The 19,448-nt window shown below is 65.9% G+C and carries 14 protein-coding genes; 5 read left to right on the top strand and 9 right to left on the bottom strand.

Going from position 1 to position 19,448, the window contains the following annotated elements; genetic code table 11:
• Positions 1-86 precede the first annotated feature (86 nt).
• Entirely contained in the window at positions 87-782 is a 696-nt protein-coding gene (locus ACUYV6_RS02055; RefSeq protein WP_449276979.1) for an SDR family NAD(P)-dependent oxidoreductase, read from the top strand.
• Between the two features lie 175 nt (positions 783-957).
• Positions 958-2,457: a sodium/proline symporter PutP gene (putP, locus tag ACUYV6_RS02050; protein ID WP_449276978.1), complete on the top strand. Its 1,500-nt coding sequence runs from the start codon at positions 958-960 to the stop codon at positions 2,455-2,457.
• Positions 2,458-2,760: 303 nt separating this feature from the next.
• Here putP and ACUYV6_RS02045 read toward each other — a convergent pair whose 3' ends face one another.
• From ACUYV6_RS02045 to ACUYV6_RS02010, 8 genes are all read right to left on the bottom strand, one after another.
• Complete coding sequence (locus ACUYV6_RS02045) at positions 2,761-4,251, bottom strand: alanine/glycine:cation symporter family protein (RefSeq protein ID WP_449276977.1); 1,491 nt, start codon at positions 4,249-4,251, stop codon at positions 2,761-2,763.
• Positions 4,252-4,539: 288 nt separating this feature from the next.
• Positions 4,540-5,790, bottom strand: a complete 1,251-nt coding sequence (locus ACUYV6_RS02040; RefSeq protein ID WP_449276976.1) for an amidohydrolase family protein — start codon at positions 5,788-5,790, stop codon at positions 4,540-4,542.
• A 171-nt stretch (positions 5,791-5,961) separates the two neighbouring features.
• Entirely contained in the window at positions 5,962-7,665 is a 1,704-nt protein-coding gene (locus ACUYV6_RS02035) for a hydantoinase B/oxoprolinase family protein (RefSeq protein ID WP_449276975.1), read from the bottom strand.
• The gene (locus ACUYV6_RS02030; protein WP_449276974.1) at positions 7,658-9,715 is read right to left on the bottom strand and encodes a hydantoinase/oxoprolinase family protein; all 2,058 of its coding nucleotides are present in this window, start codon (positions 9,713-9,715) and stop codon (positions 7,658-7,660) included. Before ACUYV6_RS02030 ends, ACUYV6_RS02035 begins: the two co-directional genes overlap by 8 nt.
• A gap of 98 nt (positions 9,716-9,813) precedes the next feature.
• Entirely contained in the window at positions 9,814-10,797 is a 984-nt protein-coding gene (locus ACUYV6_RS02025) for an ABC transporter permease (RefSeq protein WP_449276973.1), read from the bottom strand.
• The gene (locus ACUYV6_RS02020) at positions 10,794-12,323 is read right to left on the bottom strand and encodes a sugar ABC transporter ATP-binding protein (RefSeq protein ID WP_449276972.1); all 1,530 of its coding nucleotides are present in this window, start codon (positions 12,321-12,323) and stop codon (positions 10,794-10,796) included. The genes ACUYV6_RS02025 and ACUYV6_RS02020 overlap by 4 nt, the downstream gene beginning before the upstream one ends.
• A gap of 4 nt (positions 12,324-12,327) precedes the next feature.
• Entirely contained in the window at positions 12,328-13,359 is a 1,032-nt protein-coding gene (locus ACUYV6_RS02015; RefSeq protein ID WP_449276971.1) for a sugar ABC transporter substrate-binding protein, read from the bottom strand.
• A gap of 34 nt (positions 13,360-13,393) precedes the next feature.
• The gene (locus ACUYV6_RS02010; RefSeq protein WP_449276970.1) at positions 13,394-13,708 is read right to left on the bottom strand and encodes a hypothetical protein; all 315 of its coding nucleotides are present in this window, start codon (positions 13,706-13,708) and stop codon (positions 13,394-13,396) included.
• A gap of 110 nt (positions 13,709-13,818) precedes the next feature.
• Here ACUYV6_RS02010 and ACUYV6_RS02005 point away from each other — a divergent pair, with 110 nt between their 5' ends.
• Genes ACUYV6_RS02005 through ACUYV6_RS01995 form a run of 3 tightly spaced genes read left to right on the top strand, consistent with a single transcriptional unit; the run spans position 13,819 to position 17,891 of the window.
• Entirely contained in the window at positions 13,819-15,180 is a 1,362-nt protein-coding gene (locus ACUYV6_RS02005) for a hypothetical protein (RefSeq protein WP_449276969.1), read from the top strand.
• Positions 15,170-16,255, top strand: coding sequence for a DUF917 domain-containing protein (locus ACUYV6_RS02000; protein ID WP_449276968.1), 1,086 nt, complete (start codon positions 15,170-15,172; stop codon positions 16,253-16,255). Before ACUYV6_RS02005 ends, ACUYV6_RS02000 begins: the two co-directional genes overlap by 11 nt.
• Complete coding sequence (locus ACUYV6_RS01995) at positions 16,248-17,891, top strand: PucR family transcriptional regulator (RefSeq protein WP_449276967.1); 1,644 nt, start codon at positions 16,248-16,250, stop codon at positions 17,889-17,891. Before ACUYV6_RS02000 ends, ACUYV6_RS01995 begins: the two co-directional genes overlap by 8 nt.
• Before the next feature lie 8 nt (positions 17,892-17,899).
• Here the strand turns inward: ACUYV6_RS01995 and ACUYV6_RS01990 are convergent, their stop codons facing one another.
• Positions 17,900-19,339 carry an aldehyde dehydrogenase family protein gene (locus ACUYV6_RS01990; RefSeq protein WP_449276966.1) on the bottom strand — a complete coding sequence of 480 codons (1,440 nt, stop codon included), beginning with the start codon at positions 19,337-19,339 and terminating at the stop codon, positions 17,900-17,902.
• Between the last annotated feature and the right edge of the window lie 109 nt (positions 19,340-19,448).

Below are 19,448 nucleotides of genomic sequence, written 5' to 3'. Positions count from 1 at the left end.
CGTACCGCTCCGTGGATCTCAGAGAAGTCGGACAATCCGACATCGAGCGGGTTACAGTTCAGAGCATCACGACAGAGAAGAGAGATATGAGAACCGCAATTGTCACCGGCGCCTCCAAGGGCATCGGGCGCCAGATCGCACTGGAGCTCGGCCGCACTCACCACGTCATAGCCGTTGGCCGCAACGAGGATGATCTCCGCAGCCTCCTCGCAGAGATCCCCTCGGGTGAGTCGCTCGTCATCGATCTCGCCGAGGCAGACCTTGAGCAGGCCTTCGGCGAACTGGACACTTCCGAGCTCGACTTCGTCGTACACGCTGCGGCAATCGGAGAAGAGGGGCGCATCGACACGCTCACCCGTGAAGACTGGCGCCGCAGTTTCGAGATCAACTTCCTGTCGATCGTCGAACTCACGCGCATCCTGATCCCGGCGATGCGAGCGGGTCGCGGCACCTTCGTGTTCATCAATTCAGGATCGGGCCGCATGTCGTACATCGGAGGCGAGCCCTACACTGCGACGAAGCACGCCCTCCGCGACCTCGCCGACTGCCTGCGCGAGGAGGAGCGCGAGCACGGCGTGCGCGTCACCTCGCTCTATCCGGGATGGGTGCTCACCGAACTGGGACGAAACATGCGCAGCAGTCGCGGCGAGATCGGCGAGGAGTACTACATCCCCGTGGAGTCCTTCCGCCCGATCATTCGCACCCTGCTCGAGATGCCTGAAACCGCGTCGATCGAAGAGCTCATTCTGCGCCCGAGCAAGTCGGAGCCCACGGGTTCGTGACCTCTCGAGCAGTGCGGTGAATGCCGCGATTTCGCTCTCCCGAGCGCCCGGCAGTTCCCACTGTCGAAGCTCTTGTATGCCCTGAAGCTGAGATTTTCCCGATTTCGTGAGAGGCTGTACAGGTTTCGCGGCCATCACCGCTCCTGCAGCACACCCTCAGAAAGGGATTCTCACAATGTCTGACCAGGCATATCTACTCATCGCGCTTGGCGTCTACTTCGCCGCCATGCTGCTCATCGGCTACATCGCCTTCCGTCGCACGTCGGGCCACGAAGGTTACATGCTCGCGGGCCGAGGCCTGCCACCGTGGGTCGCCGCGCTCAGCGCCGGGGCCTCCGACATGTCGGGGTGGCTCATCATGGGTCTGCCCGGCGCCATCTACCTGGCCGGCCTCATCGAGGGCTGGATCGCCGTCGGCCTCACCCTCGGCGCCTACCTCAACTGGCTCGTCGTCGCACCCCGCCTGCGCGCCTACACCGAAGTGTCGAAGAACTCCATCACACTGCCGAGCTTCTTCGAGAACCGTCTGCGTGACAAGAGCCGCTCGCTGCGCATCGTGTCGAGTCTCATCATTCTCGTCTTCTTCACCCTCTACGTCTCGTCGGGCATGGTCGCCGGCGGTGTCTTCTTCGAGAGCTCCTTCAACGGCGACTACATCTGGGGCATGGTCATCGTCACCGTCGTGACCCTCGGCTACACCCTCTTCGGCGGCTTCCTCGGTGCTTCGCTCACCGACGTGGTCCAAGGACTCATGATGGTCGTCGCACTCATCGTCGTGCCGGTTGCCGCAGCGGTCTCCGTCGGCGGTTTCGGCGAGGCGATGTCTCTCGTCGGCGAGCTGCACCCGTCGCACTTCGACGTTTTCGGCGGTACCGGCTTGACCTCCGCCACGATCATCGGTGTACTCTCCGGTCTCGCCTGGGGGCTTGGCTACTTCGGTCAGCCGCACATCGTCGTCCGCTTCATGGCTCTGCGCACCCCGCAGGAGGCGAAGAGCGCTCGTCGCATCGGCGTCAGCTGGCAGATCGTCTCGCTGGTAGGCGCCGTCTTCTCGGGCCTCATCGGAATCGCCTACGTCTCGAAGAACAACATCGACCTGTCGAATCCCGAGACCATCGTGCTGATGATGTCGCAGGCGCTGCTGCACCCGCTCGTCGCCGGCCTCGTGCTCGCCGCAGTGCTCGCCGCGATCATGAGCACCTTCTCGAGCCAGCTCATCGTCTGCTCGTCGGCCCTCGTGGAAGACATCTACAAGGTGCTGAAGAAGGACACGCCCTCCGAGAAGACGCTGGTGCTGCTCGGCCGGGCTTGCGTGCTCGCCGTCGCACTGATCGCCGCACTGCTCGCGATCAGCCCGAACGATTCGATCCTCGGCCTCGTCAGCTTCGCCTGGGCCGGATTCGGTGCGGCATTCGGCCCGATCGTGATCCTCAGCCTCTACTGGCGCAAGCTCACCGCGTGGGGCGCCCTCGCCGCCATGGTCGTTGGCACGATCACCGTCTTCGCCTGGAGCGCAGGCGAGGGTGGCCTCTTCGACCTCTACGAGCTGCTTCCCGGCTTCATCTTCGCCCTTCTCACCGCGGTGATCGTCAGCCTGGCGACCTACAAGCGCAACGAGGAGATCGAGGAGGAGTTCACGACGACCACCTCGATGCTGGTGGTCTCGAAGGCATAGTTCGCTCCGGATCGCCCAGCGGTCACCACCGCCACGGCTTCGGCCGAGCGAGGTTCTGGCGGCTGGGCCTCGGTGCCCGGCGCCCGGAATCGGAGCCTGCCTTGGAAACTGGAATCGGACCCAAGGAGAAGGGCGCGAATTGCAGTCTCACCCACGCGGTGAGTGCAGTTCGCGCCCTTCTCCGTTCTGCCGGCGGGTCTCCGTTCCCCAGCCAGGCTCACCGCTCGTCTCGCACAGATAAAGCTGCGGCCTGCCCCATCTCGGATGGGGCAGGCCGCAGCTGTGTGTTCTGGTGGAGTGTGACTACCGCATACCTTCGGCGTTGCGCTCCATGGCGAGCACGACGCTCGTCGTGGGCGCCGAGGAATCCCACGCCTCGGTGCCACTGATGCCAGCCTTCGCCGCATCGAACACCGGGTCGAGGCCCTGCTTCTTCTGGGAGGTGTAGTCCTTGAGCACCTTCCGCACCTTCGGGGCGAGGAACAGCAGGCAGATCATGTTGATCCAGCCGAGCGTGCCGTAGCCGATATCGCCGATCCCCCAAATGAGATCTGCCGATGCCACCGCACCGAGGAACACCATGATCGTCATGACGGCCTGCAAAATGCGAGTCGCGACGGGCAGCGCCTTCTCGGGGACGAGGTATGCCATCGCCGACGTCGCGATGTAGTTGAAGGCGATCAGCGTGGTGTACGCGAAGAGGAAGAGCGAAAGTGCCACGAACACGGGGCCGAACGCGCCGAAGCTGGCCTCGAGTGCGACCTGTGTGAACTGCGTTCCGGCGGCAACACCGGGCACGTTCTCGACGAGGGTCTCACCGGCCTCGGTGATGACGTTGTAACTGCCGGTCATGATGATCATGATTCCAGTTGCCGAGCAGACGAGCACGGTGTCGACGTAAACCGAGAAGGCCTGGACGATGCCCTGCTTCGCGGGGTGCGACACCGATGCGGCAGCCGAGGCGTAGGTTCCCTCGCCGACGCCCGCGACGTTCGAGAAGACCGCGCGACGCACGCCCCACGCGATCGCAGCGCCGACGATGCCGCCGAACACCTGGTGCACGCCGAACGCGCTCGAGAGGATCATGCCGATGACGGCGGGCAGATCCGCGATGTTGATGATGATGACGATGATCGCGAGCAGGATGTATGCGGCCGCCATGAACGGCACGATCTTGTCAGCAACTCCGGCGATGCGCTTGGTGCCGCCGAAGACGACGAGGCCGAAGAGCCCGGCGACGATCAGGCCGGTGGCCCAACCCGGCAGGCTGAATGCGGTGCTGAAGCTGTCCGAGATGTTGAAGCTCTGCACGCCGGGGGCGAGCACTGCGTAGAGCACCAGCGTTGCTGCGGCAGCGATGACCGCGAGCCACTTCTGACCCAAGCCCTTCTCGATGTAGTAGGGGATGCCGCCGCGGTACTCGCCACCGACCTTGCGCTTGTAGACCTGCGCAAGCGTCGATTCGGCGAAGGCGGTCGCCCCGCCGAGCAGAGCCATGACAACCATCCAGAACAGTGCCCCCGGGCCGCCGGCTGCGATCGCGGTCGCGACGCCGGCGATGTTTCCAACGCCCACACGGCTCGCGAGGGTCATGGCGAGCGCCTGGAAGCTGGAGATCTCGCCCTCTTCGGTGCCCTGCTTCTCCTTCAGAATGGAGATCAGATCGGGCAGCCGTCGAATCTGTACCGCACCGGTCCAGATCGTGTAGAACAGCCCCAGGCCGAGGGCCAGATAGGCCATCGGGTTCCAGATCGCTGTGTTGATATCGCCGATAACGGCGAGAAAGTCGTCCAAGGAGTCACTCCCTCGTGAAAATCGAGTTTGGATGAATCGGAGGGCTCAACCCTCTGTGACATATCACATTACATGAAGGTCAGGGGTGTGCGCACATCGGCGAGACTTCAAGGGTTCCGTGGGCGTCATCGGCTGCGGAAGGCCGCTGAACAGGAGCGAGAAGAGCGGTCCGCACGAGCACAGGAATGGGGCGCGAACTGCAGTCTCACCCACGCGGTGAGTGCAGTTCGCGCCCCATTCCTTTCAGCGGGCAGTCGTTCTCGACTTCGCCCGAGTCGCTGACGATTCTTAGTTGTTCTCGGCGACGATCCGTCCGCCCTGCACGACGGCTCGGCGAGCGCTCTCCTCCCACAGCCCCGAGGGATCCTCGAGCGGATTCTCGGCGAGCACCACCGCATCACCGAAGGCACCCGCGCCGAGGTGACCGAGGCGCTTGTCGCCGATGAGTTCGGCATTGCGCTGGGTCATCGACCGCAAGGTCTCAGCCGCGCCGCTCGCCTCGACCTGCAGACGCACCCCGCAGAGCTGGTCGTCTTCGAGATCGCCCATGAGGTCGCTGCCGAAGCCGACGCGCACCCCTGCGGCGAGCGCCATCTGCACCGCTTCTTGCCCCTTCGAGAGCACCTGAGAGTTCTTCTCGAGCGAGATCTCATTGAGCCCGATCTCGGCGCCGCGACGGTCCATCGCATCGTAGGCGGCGAGCGTCGGCACCATGAAGGCTCCGAGTTCGGCCATGCGCTGCGCCGTCGCCGGGTCGATGAGGTTGCCGTGCTCGATCGACCGAACTCCGTTCTCGATCGAGTGCATGACGGCGTCGACCGAGTAGGCGTGCGCGGCGACGTAGCTGCCGCGGCGGGTGGCTTCTTCGACGACGGCTCGCAGTTCTTCGGGCGAGTACTGCGGAATGAGGATCGGGTCGGTCAGAGAGAAGACGCCTCCCGAGGTCATCACCTTGATCGCGTGCGCACCGGTGCGCAGACGGTTGCGCACCGCCACGCGCAGCGGCTCGACGCCGTCGACGACCTCGCACATGTGTCCGTGGGAGAAGCAGACGTCGACGTGGGCGGAGCGAGGATCCCCGTGCCCACCCGTCTGGCTGAGGGCCGGGCCGGTGAAGTGGTAGCGGGGAGAGGGGAACATGCCGCGCTCGATCGCGTGGGCGAGCCCGATGTCGCCACCGGCCACGTCGCGTACGGTGGTGAAGCCGCGGCGCAGCGCCGCACCCAGGCGCAGTGTTCCGTTGATGGCCGCGTAGCTGAGCGGGCCGCGCTCGTTCTCGAGCCCGTCCATACTGTTGGCGTACGCGTGGAAATGGGCATCGATCAGGCCCGGGATCACCCAACCGCCCGAGACATCGAGCACGCGGGGTGCCGATCCCTCGGGCGCCGCGCCACCGGAAGCCGCGCCATCGACGACGACTCCGTTCGAGATCAGTAGATCGCGCTCCTCGAAGCCGCGCTCCGCACCGCCCCAGACTTTGGCACCGGTGATTCTCAGGTCACCGTTCTTCTGTCCGTCGTTATTCGGTGTATTCGACATGTTCTTGCCTCTCCTGCTCGTCGTCTTCGGTTCCTGCTCGGTTCCCAGGTTCCCAGCTCGCACTCGGTTCCACACGCGAACTCGATCCCGAGCTCGCGCTCGGCTCAACACTCGCACTCGGTTTCTCGCCGAGCCATGCTCCAGCCTGGACCGTCGTCTACCCCACGAACGTTACCCGCGCAGGGCCGCCGTCCGATCGACATCGACCGCGAAGTCGTCGCCGACCGCGACGCCGTAATCGCGCTCAGCCGATTCGGCCGAGACGAAACCATTGCGCACGTCGTGAGCGACCGCCTCAGGGTCACGCTCGAAGGGGCTCCCGTATCCGCCACCGCCGCCGGTCGCGTTCACGAGCACCTCGCCGGCGTCGAGCTTGTTGTAGCTGCCGCCCTGTCGCACTTCGCGGTCGGTTCCCGGGTTGAGCACGATGACGTTGGGCTCACCCTCCTGGCCGCCGGCGATCGACCACGGCTTCGTCTTCGTCTTGTAGACGAGGCAGATGCCGGTGGAGGGTGCGGTGAAGCGGTACGCGCGGCTCACGCCGACGCCTCCGCGGAACTTGCCCGCTCCCCCGGTGTCGGGACGGTACCCGTAGTGGTCGATGATCATCGACGACTTCGCCTCGAGCACCTCGACCGGGTTGTTGCGGCATCCCGGCTCGGAGAGGTGCATGATGCCGTCTTCACCATCATGGGTGGCGGTGCCGCCGTAGCCGACGGCTTCGTTGGTGGCCTCCTGCCACGGCTCGCCCGTGCGCGGATTGATGCCGAGACCCATCATCGAGCAGACGTCGCCGCCCGAGCAGGCCGGTACGAGTTCGGGCATGCCCTGCGCGAGGGCTTTCAGGATCACCTCGCCCGCCAGCAGCCCCGTCCACAGGGTGAAGGTCGGCATGGGCGACACGGCGTGCATGACCGACCCGGGCACCGTCACGACGCGCATGGGTGCGAAGTTGCCTGCGACGACCGGGGAGTCGGGCGTCGTCAGCGACTTGAAGATGAGGCTCGACAGGGCCTGCGTCTGCCCGGGGGGCAGGTTGATCGGACCCTCGACGTTCTCGGCGCTGCCGGTCCAGTCGACGACCATCTCTTCATCGGTGACGGTGACGGTGCACTGCAGCTTGACCAGATCGTCTTTGTTGATCCCGTCGTCGTCGACGTAGTCGACTGCCGTCCAGGTGCCCTTCGGCAGCTTCGCGAGCGCGAGTCGGGCGAGCTTCTCACCGTGCTCGTTGATCGTACGCATCGACTCCTCGAGGGTGTCGACACCGTACTTCCCGGCGAGCTCCTGGGTGCGGCGTACGCCGGTGACCACGGCGGAGACCTGCGCCTGAATATCGCCGATCGTGTGCTTCGGCATCCGGCTGTTGAAGCGGATGATGTTGAACACGTCGTCGTTGCGCTCGCCGCGCCGGTACAGCTTCGAGGCGGGCATGATGAGCCCCTCTTGCGAACGGTCGGTCGAGTCGAGCACGTAGCCGGGATCCTTCTGGTTGAGGTCCGTCACGTGGATGCGGCAGGAGGCGAAGCCGATGAGCTGACCTTCCGCGTGGATCGGCGCGAACACCAGCGGATCGAGCGTGTGGGCGCTCGACCAGTAGGGGTAGTTGATGATGAAGACGTCACCGGGCTCCATCGCGTCAGCGCCCAAGAACTCGACGGAGTGCTTGATGCCCGCGTCGTTACCGCGCGTGAACACGGCGATGCCGGGAGCGTCTGCCACCACGTCGCCGTTCGCGTCGTGAATGCCGATGCCGTAATCGTGGATCTCGTAGACCACGGTGTTGTATGCGGTGCGGCAGAGGTTGCGCGCGACTTCCTCGGCCGCCGCGAGCAGACCGTGCCGGATGATCTCGGTGGTGATTGCGTCAGCCACGGGGGGCCTCCTTCTGTGCGTGCTGGATGGAGATGATGAGTTCGCCGTAGGGGCCGACCTCGAGGCGGTCGCCCTCGTGGAGCACGGTGGTAGCGGTGTGCTCGGTGACGACCGCAGGCCCGTCCAATACGTCGCCGGCCATCAGCTCTTCGCGGGCGAGCAGCTTGTACTCCGCCTCGACGTCGCCCTCGAGGGTGACGGTGCGAGTACTGTACGAGGGGCTCTCGCCTGCGGGGCGCTGCGCGGCCTTCGGCAGTTCAGGCTTGTCGACGATGCCGGTCGCGTGCAGACGAAGGGTGGTGGTCTCGATGGCATCGTCCATCGTGTGGCCGTACTGGCGCAGGTGCAGGTGATCGAACTGTTCGCGGATCGCCTCGCGCGGATCGGCCGCCCCATCTGGGTAGTCGACCGTCACCGCGTGCTCCTGACCCGAGTAGCGGACGGCGACGACGCGGTGGAACTCCATACGATCGTCGGAGAAGCCCTCCGCCCGCAGAGTCTCTGCAGCTTCCGCCTCCATGCCCGAGAACTGCTCGTCGGCCGCGGCCGCGTCGAGGTCGTCGAGCGCCTGGATGCTCGTTCGCGAGTAGTCGTGCTGCACGTCGGCCATGAGCATGCCGAGGGCGGAGAATGCGCCCTGCCCGGGCGGCACGATGACCTCGGGGATCCCCAGTTCGCGCGCCACGTCGACTGCGACGAGCCCGCCGCCGCCGCCGAACGAGAGCAGGGCGAAGTCCTTCGGGTCGTGCCCGAGCTCGATGGTGATCGCGCGCACGGCGCCCATGATCTTGGTGTTGGAGATCTGCACCATGCCGCGCGCGAGCGCGGTACGCGTGAGACCCAGCTGCTCGGCGATCGGTGTCAGCGCTTCGAGCGACTTCTCGCGGTCGAGCGTGAGCTCCCCGCCGAGCGGGGTATCGACCCCGAGGTACCCGATGGCCAGGGCCGCGTCGGTGAAGGTGGGCTCGGTGCCCCCTCGGCCGTAGGCCGCCGGACCGGGCATCGCGCCGGCGCTCTTCGGGCCGACCTGCAGCGCTCCGGCCTCATCCAGGTATCCGAGCGAGCCGCCGCCGGCACCGATCGTGTGGATGTAGAGGGAGGGAGTGTTGATCGGGAGCCCCTCGAACTCGGCGCCGTGATAGAGCACGGGCTGACCGTTCTGCACCAGTGACGCGTCGAGGCTCGTGCCACCCATGTCGATGGTGATGAGGTTCGGGCGTCCGATGAGCTTCGAGAATGCCGCCGCACCGACGACACCGCCGGCCGGGCCGGAGAGGATCAGGTTGACCGGCTGCTCCCGAGCTGCCGACGCCGTCATCGCACCGCCGCCCGAGCGCGACATGAGGAAGCGCCCGTCGAAGCCGCGCTGCTCGAGTTCGCCCTCGAGGGCCTTGAGGTAGCTGCGCATGATCGGCTTGATGTAGGCGTCGAGCACTGCCGTGCTCGTCCGTTCGTACTCCCGGTACTCCCGTGACAGCTCATGCGAGATGGTCACCTCGACGTCGGGCGCCTCCTCCTCGAGCACCTCGCGCATCCGCAGTTCGTGAGCCGGGTTGGCGTAGGCGTGCAGGAAGGCGACGGCGACAGCGTCATACCCGCGGCGGGCGATCTCCCGCGCAACCTCGCGTGCGTCGTCTTCGTCGAACGGCGTGGCGACCGATCCGTCGAACATGCTCCGTTCGGTGACCTCGAAGGTGTCGTAGCGCTCGAGCAGCGCTGCCGGCTTCTGGTGAGCGAAGTCGTACATCACCTTGCGGTCGGTGCGGCCCAGAAGGTACACGTCGCGGAAGCCGCGCGTCGCGATCGTCGCGATGCGCGCACCGGTACGGGTGAGCAGCGAGTTCAGACCGAGCGTGCTGCCGTGGTTGAAGGTGCTGACCTCTACCGGATCGGCTTCGGCCTTGTCGAACGCGGCGAGTACTCCGGCGGTCGGCTCGCTGGGAGTCGTCGGAACCTTCTCGAAGCGGAGCTCTCCCGTATCGGGGACGAGTTTCACGACGTCGGTGAACGTGCCGCCGACGTCGATGGCGATCCGTACGTTTTCGGACATGACAGATGTTCCTTCCATGGATGGTGAAGGGTGGTGCGAAGCTCGCGCTCGTCGCGCGGAGCTCGGTCTGGTCTGGTGCGGCGAGTGCGTCGCCGCGGTCAGCGTTTCGTTCGACCCGCGGCTGCGAGACCGACCGCGGCGAGGATGATGAAACCGGTGACCATGTCTTTGAGCTGCGGGTTGAGGTTGAGCAGATCGAAGCCGTTGCCGATGAGTGCGATCAGGAAGACACCGGCGATCGAGCGCCAGACCGCGCCGATGCCGCCGTAGATGCTCGTACCGCCGAGGATGACCGCCGCGATGGCGCTGAGCTCCAGCCCCGAACCGGCGAGCGGCTGCCCTGAGGCGATACGTGAGACGCCGATCGCTGCCGCCGAGCCGGCGGCAAGGCCGCTGAGCACGAAGACGATGATGCGCGTGCGGGTCACGTGGATGCCTGAGAGCTCCGCGGCCTCCGCGTTGCCGCCGACCGCGTAGACGTGCCGGCCGAAGACCGTGCGCGAGAGCAGGAACCAGAAGGCTGCGACCACCGCGATCATCACGAACACCGCGATGAAGATGCCGCCGACCCGGTCGCGACCGAGGGAGGTGAAGCCCGGCGTCGTGACAGTGATGAGGCTGCCCCCGGTGATGAGCACGGCGATCGTCGTGAAGATCATCGAAGACGCGAGCGTCGCGAGGAAGGAATGCACGCGGAGGCGGGTGATCACGACGCCGTTGAACGCACCGAGTACGAGCCCCACAACGGGAGCGGCCAGCAGCGCGAGCCAGACGTTCTCCGTGGTCACCGCGAGCCAGGCCGAGACCACACCGGCGACACTGAACATCGCGCCAGTCGAGAGGTCGAAGTTGCCCGAGATGATCACGAACGTGCCGGCCGCCGCGATGATCACGAGCGGCGCGTTCTGGTTCAGGATGTTCACGATGTTGCCGAAGGTGAAGAACGACGGCGACAGGATCGCGAGTGCGACCAGCACGATGGCGAGCAGGATCAGCACGGCGTACTCGATCGCGACTTCGCCGAGTGAGAATTTCTTCCGCGCGCGCACCTGCGTGGCGGTGGTGTTCAGGGCCTCGCTCACGCTGCGGCCTCCTCTCCGGATGCGACGTGGAAGAGGCTGAAGAGCACGTCTTCCACAGTGGTTTCGCGGGGAACGATCTCCCCGAATGTTCGTCCCTCAGAGACCAGGTAGGCGCGATGGGCCAGCTCCATGATCTCCTCGTGCTCGGACGAGATGAGGAGGACACCGATGCCCTCCTCCGCGAGTCTCGCGATGAGTTCGTAAATGGTGCGCTTCGCGCCGACGTCGACTCCGCGGGTGGGTTCGTCGAGCACGATGAGCTTCGGTCTGGCGGCGAGCGCCTTCCCGAGGAGTGCCTTCTGCTGGTTTCCGCCCGAGAACCACCCGACGGGCAGCTCGATGTCGAGCGGACGCATCTCGAGGGCTCTGGCCTGCTCGAGTGCGGCTTGCTTCTCGTCTCGCGTTCGGATGATGCCGGCTGCGGCGCGATGCGTCAGGCTGGCGAGCGAGATGTTCTCGCGCACCGAGCGCTGGAGTACGAGACCGTCCTTGTGCCGATCTTCGGAGACGAAGACGAGGCCCGCTTCGATCGACTGCTTCGGGCTCCGCCCGCGCCAGTTCTGCCCGGTGAACTCGATCGTGCCGTCCACGACGTCGTCGAGACCGAACACCGCGCGCAGGCACTCGGTGCGGCCGCTGCCGACGAGGCCCAGGAGGCCGACGATCTCGCCGGGTCGCACGTCGAACGACATGCTTTCGACCCCGGTGCGGGTGCGCAGCCCGTCGACGCGCAGCATGGGCGCGACCGAGAGATCGGGCGCTGCCGGTCGGTCGGGGTAGGCCTGTTCGAGCTCGCGCCCCAGCATCGAGGTGACGAGGTCTTGCTTCGTCACCTCAGCGCGCTCGACGGTCTGAATCTTCCGGCCGTCGCGCAGCACAGTGATGCGATCTGCCACACCGAGTACCGAGTCGAGGAAGTGCGACACGTAGATGACGCAGCAGCCGCGGTCACGCAGCAGGCGCATGAGCTCTTCGAGCTGCGACATCTCGTGCGCGGTGAGCGAGGAGGTCGGCTCGTCCATCACGATGACGCGCGCGTTGCGGGCGAGCGAACGGAGGATCTCGACCTTCTGCTGATCGGCGATGCGCAGGTCGCGCACTCGGGCCCGCGGGTCGAGGCCGAATCCGACTTCGGCGTCGAGCGCCGCGAATCGATCGTCGAGGTTGCTCCGTTCGATTCCCCAGCGGTGCTCTTCGGCGCCGAGGAAGACGTTCTGGGCGACGGTCAGGTCGGGCACGAGCGCGAGCTCCTGTGCGATCATCGCGATGCCCTGTCGTTGCGCCAGCCCGGGGTTCCACCGGTCGACCGGGGAGCCGTCGACGACGACGGCTCCCCGGTCGGCGGCGTAGATTCCCGCGATGACCTTGCCGAGTGTCGACTTGCCTGCGCCGTTCTCACCGACGAACGCGTGGATCTCTCCGCTGCGTACTTCGAGGGAGACGCCGCCAAGCGCCTGCGTGCCGCCGAATCGCTTGTCGACGGCCCGCAGCTCGACGAGCACCTCGTGGGTTGCGGGGTCAGTCATCGGCTCAGCCGTTCCACTCGCCGGTGAAGTCGCTTGCCTCGAGATCCTCCTTGGTGGCGATGGGGCCGAGGTCGACGAGCGAGTCGGCGTCGACCACGGTCTCCACCTCTTCGCCGCGCAGCGAGTTCACGAGCTGCTCGAGCGAGGCCTCGCCCATGCTGACGGGGAAGTTCAGGAAGTCGTTGGTCCAGGTGCCGTCGATGACCGCCTGCACGGCTTCAGTGGTGCCGCCGCCGCCGGTCAGGAAGACCGAGGACGGGTCGATGCCGGCATTCTCGAGCGCGATCTGCGCGCCCATCGTCTGCTGGTCGGCGTTGCTGATGATGCCGTTGATGTCTTTGTTCGCCTGCAGCAGGTTCGACACTGCGGTCAGCGACTGGTCACGGTCGTAGGCGCCTTCGACGGTGCCGACGATCTCGATGTTGTCGTGCTTTTCGAGCACTGCCTTCCAGGCGTCGATGCGCTCGATGTCGAGCGGCGAGTTCAGGAGGCCTGCGAGCAGTCCGATCTTGCAGGGGTCGATATCGGCGCAGTACTCGGCTGCCGACTCGGCCTGCAGCGTCGCTCCGCTCGCAGGCGGCGATGCGACCGTCGAGACGACGCCCTCGACCTGCGGCTCCATATCGGTGATGTCGGGGCCGATCGGGTTCAGCACCGAGACGACGGGGATGTCGCTGCCGAGCGGGAATGCGGCGTTGAGCGCGGGGCCGTCGTGCGGTACCACGATGATGCCGTCGGCCTGGCCGGTGGTGCCGGCGTTCTGCAGCTGCGACAGCTGCGTGTTCGCATCGAACTGGCCGTCTTGGATCTTCGTCTCGATCGTGATGCCGAGCTCGTCGGAGAGCTCTTCCGCCTTCTTCTCGATGCCCTCGTAGACGGCCTGGTTGTAGCCGTTCTGCGACGATGCGGCGAGGAGCACGACCGAGTAGGACTCGCCTGCGGCGTCACCGCCGCCACTGTCGGAGCTGCACGCGACGAGGCTCACGCCCAGTGCGAGGGCGCCTGCGCCTGCGAGGATTCGTGGGAACTGCTTCATTGCATTCTTCTTTCGTGGATGTGCGGGTGATGGGTTAAGGCTTGCGTACATCGTGATCGATGCGGAAGAGCCGAGCCTCGCCGATGCGGGCGTCGGCGAGCAGGGCTGAGAGTGCCGGCTGGGTGCGGCCGCGCTTGGGGTGATCGATCCACTCCTGGTAGGCCGCTTCGTCGGGCCAGAGGGCAGTGACGAGGATCTCCCCGGATCCGTCTGCTGCAACCGAGATCTCAGACGCCGTGGCACGGGTCAGGTCGAGGGACTCCTGCAAGATCTGCTCGGCGCGGTACAGGTCGAACACGGGCTGCACCTGCTCGGGGTCGGTATGAAGTGTGAGCACACTGCGAATCATGAAAACTCCGTCGTCTCGTCGATTACCGGGGACTAGCCCACAAGGTATCGAGCGCGCCACCCGAGATGCTGTGCATATTGCACAATCTCAAGCTGACGTAGAATGCAAAGATGCGAATCGGGGTGCGGGTATCGGAGCACGAGCTCGTCGGCATCACGGTCGGGGCGGGCAGGATCGGGCGGGAACATCGCACTCCGCGATCCGGAATCAGCCTGCTCGACGCCTACCGAACGCTCCTCACGTCGCTGCTGGCAGACGCGCCGTCTCCGCCCGATCTCATCGTCTTCGATGTGTGCGATGCGTTCGTGGAGCAGGATCGCACCCCGATCACCGCTATTCGCATCGCGCCTCGGCCCCCGATCGACCCGAGCCACGAGCTCATCGCATCACCGTTCCATGACGTCCAGCCCGAGATCGTGCACATCAGGGGCGGCCACACCACCCTCGGCGACGAGCTCGCACCACTCGACATCGCGGCGCTCGAGCGCTTCGCCGAGATGACGGCGCCGGGCCGACGGTACGTCATTACGAGCGTCGGCGCACGGGTATCCCCCGAACACGAGGAACGCGCGGGTGAGGTGCTCCTCGCGCGGGCCGACCCCGCCAGCATCGACTATTCCCACGTCTTCGCGAGCAACTCCTTCGCGGTGCGAGAGCGCACCGCCCAGCTCAACAGCGCACAGCAGCAGGCTGCGAACTCCCTCGCGACGGCATTCGCGCTCGTCTCGGAGAGCCTGGCTCCGCTCGCCCGCCTGTACGTGACGACCAATGACGGCGGACGCATTCCTCTGACCCGCCTCCCGCTCGCCCCCGTGCACTCGCTGTTCTCGGCACACCCGACCGAGCTGATCGGTGCCGCGGCGCTCTGCCGAATCGAGCAAGGGCGCATCGTGGTCTCGCGCCCTGACGAGACCTTCCTGGGCGAGATCGTGTCAGGTGTACCGACCGTCGTTCCGCAGCATCGCGACACGCAGGAGATGCTGCTCGCCACGCAGACGGCGAACACGCCACCCCTGAGCACGTATCTGCACTCCGGTCAGGGAGATCCTCCCCTGCTCGTCACCTCCGGGCACCACCTCGACGCCGAAGCCCCCGATGCCATCTCAACCCTTGACCCACGCGTCACCACCGACCTCGACCTGCGCGCACTCGGCGCCGCATGCACACCCATCGCCGACTGGGCGAACCGCGTGGTTCGAGTGAGCAACGCCGACGACATGGAGCAGGCGCTCACCGCCGCACGCGCACGCGTCGGCGCACGACTCGTCGCATTCGGCGCGCTCCCCGCGCAGGTGCGGATCCTCGAATCCCGCCTCGTCGCGACAACCTACGAACACCCCAATGTCGTCTCGGTGCGGGTGCGCGGCATTGCGGGGTCGATCCTCGATCCGCTCGACAGCAATCCGTTCGATATCGACCCGCTCGACGACTCGGCCGGACGGATGCAGACGGAGGCCGACGATGCGACTTGACCAAGACGACATCCGGCACCTGCTCACGGGAGCACGCTTCCTCGCCTGCTCCGCAGACCCCGACTGGTGCATCGAACAGGCGCACCGCACCCTCGCGCACATGCGCGCGCACGGCACCGACGCCGAACTGCGCGTCGCAGGCGAGTTCGACGACGACGCGCTCATCGTCGCCCTCGGCTTCGTGAACAACGGGCTGCCGCTGTCAGATCTGCGACCCGTCGGCGACGAGTTCACTCGGAGCCTGCGCCTTGTCGAACAGGCCCTCGGCCGGCCTGCCGCCGGGATCATGCCGCTGGCCGCTGCCAACGTGAACGCGCTCGTGCCGTTCCTCAGTGCACTGCAACTCGGCATCCCCGTGGTCGACGCAGATCCGATGGGCCGCGTCTTCCCACTCCTCTACCAGTCGGTGTTCACGCTCGGAGGGCTGTCGGCCGGCCCGATCGGCGTCGCCGGGGCCACCGGCGAGACCGCAGTGCTCGACGTCGCCCCGCCTCGCCGCGCGGAACGGCTCGTCCGCGCACTGGCCGGAGAATTCGGCGGCTGGTCGGCGACCGCGCTCTACCCGATGAATGCGTCGACGCTGACCCAGCACGCGATCACCGGCAGCGTCTCGAGAATGGTGAGGATCGGCCGTCTCCTCGATTCCTCCCGCGGAGTAAGGGAGAAGCACGCCGCCCTGCAGCGCACCGAGGGCGTACGGCGGATCATTCGCGCGACCGTCAGCGATGTGGCAGGGCTCTCCCGACCCGCACCTCCGGGCCAACCCGATCACCCCTCCAGCGTCGTGCTGATCGAGGAGGCGCAGGGGCGCATCGTGCAGCTCGAAATCCAGAACGAACTGCTCATGGTGATGATCGACGGCGATGTCGTCGCGGTCGTGCCCGACATCATCACCATGCTGAGACCCGAGAACGCGAGCGTCGCGAGTCTCGACGATCTGTGGGTGGGGAACACACTCGATATCGTGATCCTGCCCGCCGCACCGCAGTGGTACACACCGGAGGGCCTCGAGCTCGTCGGGCCCGCAGCACTGAACGTGTGGGCGAAGGGACGCAGAGGAGCCGGTCATGCCTGATGCGAAGCACAACGGGACAGTGTCTAGTGCTGCGGCGCCTGGTGCCACGGCACCCGGTACTGCGATGTCTGGTCCCGTGGCGCCCAGCGCCATGAAGCATGGCGCGGTGAAGCTCAGAGAGCTCACCTCGTCGCGAGAGCTGCGCGGACTCGAGCAGCTGCATCTCGCATCGACGACGAGCCCGGTGCGCGATGTCGCCCTCGTCGCCGATATCGAAGAGGTGTCGAGCGTCGGCCCCGACACGATCGTCGTACTCACCCAAGATGTCGCCCGGGGCGGGTGGATGATCTCGGCGGCCCTTCGCTACGCGTGGGAACGGCGGGCCTGCGCACTCGTCGTGCCGAAGCGCTCGTTCACGAGCACGGTCATCGAACTGGCTCGCCGCCTCGGGCTCTCGCTGTTCACGACCGACGTCGATATGACCCGTGTCTCGCTCGACATCGCCATGCAGCTGGGCGTGATTCGTGCCGGGTCACTCGCGCGGTTGCAGACCTTTCACGACCGCATTGCCGGGGTCACCGAGCTCTCGGAAGCACTCGGGCTCATCTCCGAGGAGCTCGACGGGGCACCCGTCTCGATCGAGAGCGGCGAAGGCGGCTGGTCTCGGAATCCCGGGGGCAGGAACACCAGGTCCGGGAGCACCGGGTCCAGAAGCACCGAGGCCAGAAGCACCGACGACGGCCGCCGTGTCGCTGTCGCCATTCCCGGGGACTCTACCGCCGATGATGCGCTCGTCGCGATCGTGCCGGAGCACGGCTCCGCCACCGCTGAGCAGGTGCTCTCAATGGCCGCGCCGACCGTACGAGCGCTGCTTCTGGCTTCGCGTTTGGACTCGATGCAGGCGTCGTTGCCGCTCGTCTCGCTGGCCGTAGTTTCCGGGGTATCCGCGCGGCACAGTTTGGACCCTCCCCAGTTGCAGGGCGCGTTCGAGACGCTCGAATCACCGCTCGACGAGCACTGGATCGCGGTGTGCATCACCTGCGAGTCGCGGGACCGCGCCGGGCACGCCGTCCATCGCTTCTGGAACGAACTGTTCCCGCGGACCCCACTCGCCGGCGTGAGCGAGGGATGGGTCGGCTTCATCGCCGAACCCGAGTCGGGATCGCCATCAGAATCGGGATCCGATACGGCCTCTAGCTCAGGCGCGGTGGCCTACGACCGGCTGCGGGGTGCGATCGCAGGCCACCCCGAGCTCGGACGCTCCTTCGGGATTGCCGTTGGGGTTTCGAAGCCCCACCGGGGCTCAGCGGAGGCGGCAGCCGGGCTGCGCGAGGCCTGGTATGCGGCGAGGATCGCTGATCCTGCCCATGCCGAGACCGCGGTCGTGAGCTTCGATGCCACCCCGCTGCGGCTGCTCGCCCGAGCGCTGCCTTCCGTCGACGCTGCGCAGATGGCGGAGTCACTGCTGCCTCAGCTGATGCAGGATTCAGCTCGCACAGACCTCATCGAAGCCCTGCTCGCATACCTGGGTCACCACGGCTCCGCGACCGCAGCCGCGGCGACACTGGGCGTGCACCGCAACACATTGCAGTCGCGGCTGCGACGCGTACAGGAACTCGGCGTTCCGCTCGACGACCCTACCGCGACGCTGCCCCTGCACATGCTGCTGAGCTCGGCGATGCTGAGCGAACGGTGAGCGGCATTTCAGCTGCCGAGCGCCAGGCCGATCTGCTTCACGCGGGTGTACTCCTCAATACCGAGCAAGCCGCCTTCCTTACCGAAGCCGGAGGCCTTGAACCCACCGATCGGCATCGCCGGGCTCAGCACGAGATGCGTGTTCAACCACACGTTCCCGAAATCGAGACGCCCCAGCAGCTCGAGCCCGAAACCCGAATCCTTCGTCCACACCGATCCTGCCAGCCCGTACTCGACATCGTTCGCCAGTCGGATCGCTTCTTCCGGGTCTGAGAAGGTTTGCACGGTGACAACCGGGCCGAAAATCTCCTCCTGAACCACCCGGCTGTTCTGCTGGAGGCCGGTAATGATCGTGGGTGTGAAGAAGAAGCCCGGCCGATCCAACACTTCGCCTCCCGTGACCAGAGTGCCCTCCTGCTTCCCAAGCTCCACGAGCTCCACGACCTTCGCAAGGTGCTCCGCAGAACTCAACGGCCCCAGAACGGTGTCCGGATCCAGCGGATCTCCGACAGTCACAGCCTCGAAGCTATCGCGGAGTGCGGCGACGAAGGCGTCAGCGATCGACTCGTGCACGAGAATGCGCGTGGACGCCTGACACTCCTGGCCCGCGTTATACAGCGCGGATCCCGTGATCTTCTGGGCGGCGCCTGCGACATCCACGTCGGCGCACACGATCACAGGAGCGTTGCCGCCAAGCTCCATCACGGTGCGCTTCGGACGCTCGGCCGCATTGCGCGCAATGATGCGACCTGTTCGCGTGGATCCGGTGAACGACACGAGTTCGACGTGTTCGTGCAAGGTCAAGGCATCTCCCAGGTCGCTGCCTCGCCCGTTCACGACGTTCACCAAGCCGGAAGGCAGGTACTCCTGGATCATTTCGACAAATCGGGTCGTGGACCGCGGGGTCACCTCAGAGGGCTTCACGACCACCGCATTTCCAGTGGCAATTGCGGGGATAATCTTCCAGAGTGCCTGCCAGAGCGGATAGTTCCACGGAGTGATCGCACTGACGACCCCGAGCGGTTCGCGCTGCACATACGTGACCGCGCCCGAGGCATGTTCGCCGGCCGACGGAGCACTCATCACCCGCCAGGCATTGGCGAACAGCCTCGCGGCCTCGAGAATGCCAGGAAACTCCTCCTCAGCGGCGGCCGTGATCGGCTTCCCAGTGTCTGCGATCTCGAGGTCCATCAATTCCTGCACGTGCCGTTCGAGATGGTCCACGATCTCGTTCAATACACGCCCACGCTCCGCGTGCGGCAGACTCGCCCAGTTGGGCTGTGCTCGGTGCGCCGCATCGACCGCCCGGTCGACGTCGTCGGCATTGCTCAGGGTGACTCTCGAGATAGGTTCACCCGTTGCAGGATTGATCACGTGGAGGAACTCGCCGCTGGAACCCTCCAGCACTTCGCCATCGATGACGTTGAGAGCTTCGAACACTCCGGACATTGGTTCTCCTCATTCCTGCTGCTTCGTTGCACATCGTCGACCGAACCGCTCACCACTCCTCAGTTGCGCGTGAACTTGAGAAGAAGCATCGGTTCCACATACTCAGAAT

The sequence above is a fragment of the Leucobacter sp. GX24907 genome (assembly GCF_053567335.1).
The sequence above is the reverse complement of the archived record's forward strand: the minus strand, read 5'-3'. Positions and strand labels throughout refer to the sequence as shown.

Excerpts from the sequence above, each read along its gene's own strand:
- ACUYV6_RS02030 (WP_449276974.1), bottom strand. The coding sequence starts at position 9,715 with ATGTCCGAAAACGTACGGATCGCCATCGACGTCGGCGGCACGTTCACC.
- ACUYV6_RS02010 (WP_449276970.1), bottom strand. The coding sequence starts at position 13,708 with ATGATTCGCAGTGTGCTCACACTTCATACCGACCCCGAGCAGGTGCAG.
- putP (WP_449276978.1), top strand. The coding sequence starts at position 958 with ATGTCTGACCAGGCATATCTACTCATCGCGCTTGGCGTCTACTTCGCC.
- ACUYV6_RS02040 (WP_449276976.1), bottom strand. The coding sequence starts at position 5,790 with ATGTCGAATACACCGAATAACGACGGACAGAAGAACGGTGACCTGAGA.
- ACUYV6_RS02005 (WP_449276969.1), top strand. The coding sequence starts at position 13,819 with ATGCGAATCGGGGTGCGGGTATCGGAGCACGAGCTCGTCGGCATCACG.
- ACUYV6_RS02055 (WP_449276979.1), top strand. The coding sequence starts at position 87 with ATGAGAACCGCAATTGTCACCGGCGCCTCCAAGGGCATCGGGCGCCAG.
- ACUYV6_RS01995 (WP_449276967.1), top strand. The coding sequence starts at position 16,248 with ATGCCTGATGCGAAGCACAACGGGACAGTGTCTAGTGCTGCGGCGCCT.
- ACUYV6_RS01990 (WP_449276966.1), bottom strand. The coding sequence starts at position 19,339 with ATGTCCGGAGTGTTCGAAGCTCTCAACGTCATCGATGGCGAAGTGCTG.
- ACUYV6_RS02000 (WP_449276968.1), top strand. The coding sequence starts at position 15,170 with ATGCGACTTGACCAAGACGACATCCGGCACCTGCTCACGGGAGCACGC.
- ACUYV6_RS02020 (WP_449276972.1), bottom strand. The coding sequence starts at position 12,323 with ATGACTGACCCCGCAACCCACGAGGTGCTCGTCGAGCTGCGGGCCGTC.
- ACUYV6_RS02015 (WP_449276971.1), bottom strand. The coding sequence starts at position 13,359 with ATGAAGCAGTTCCCACGAATCCTCGCAGGCGCAGGCGCCCTCGCACTG.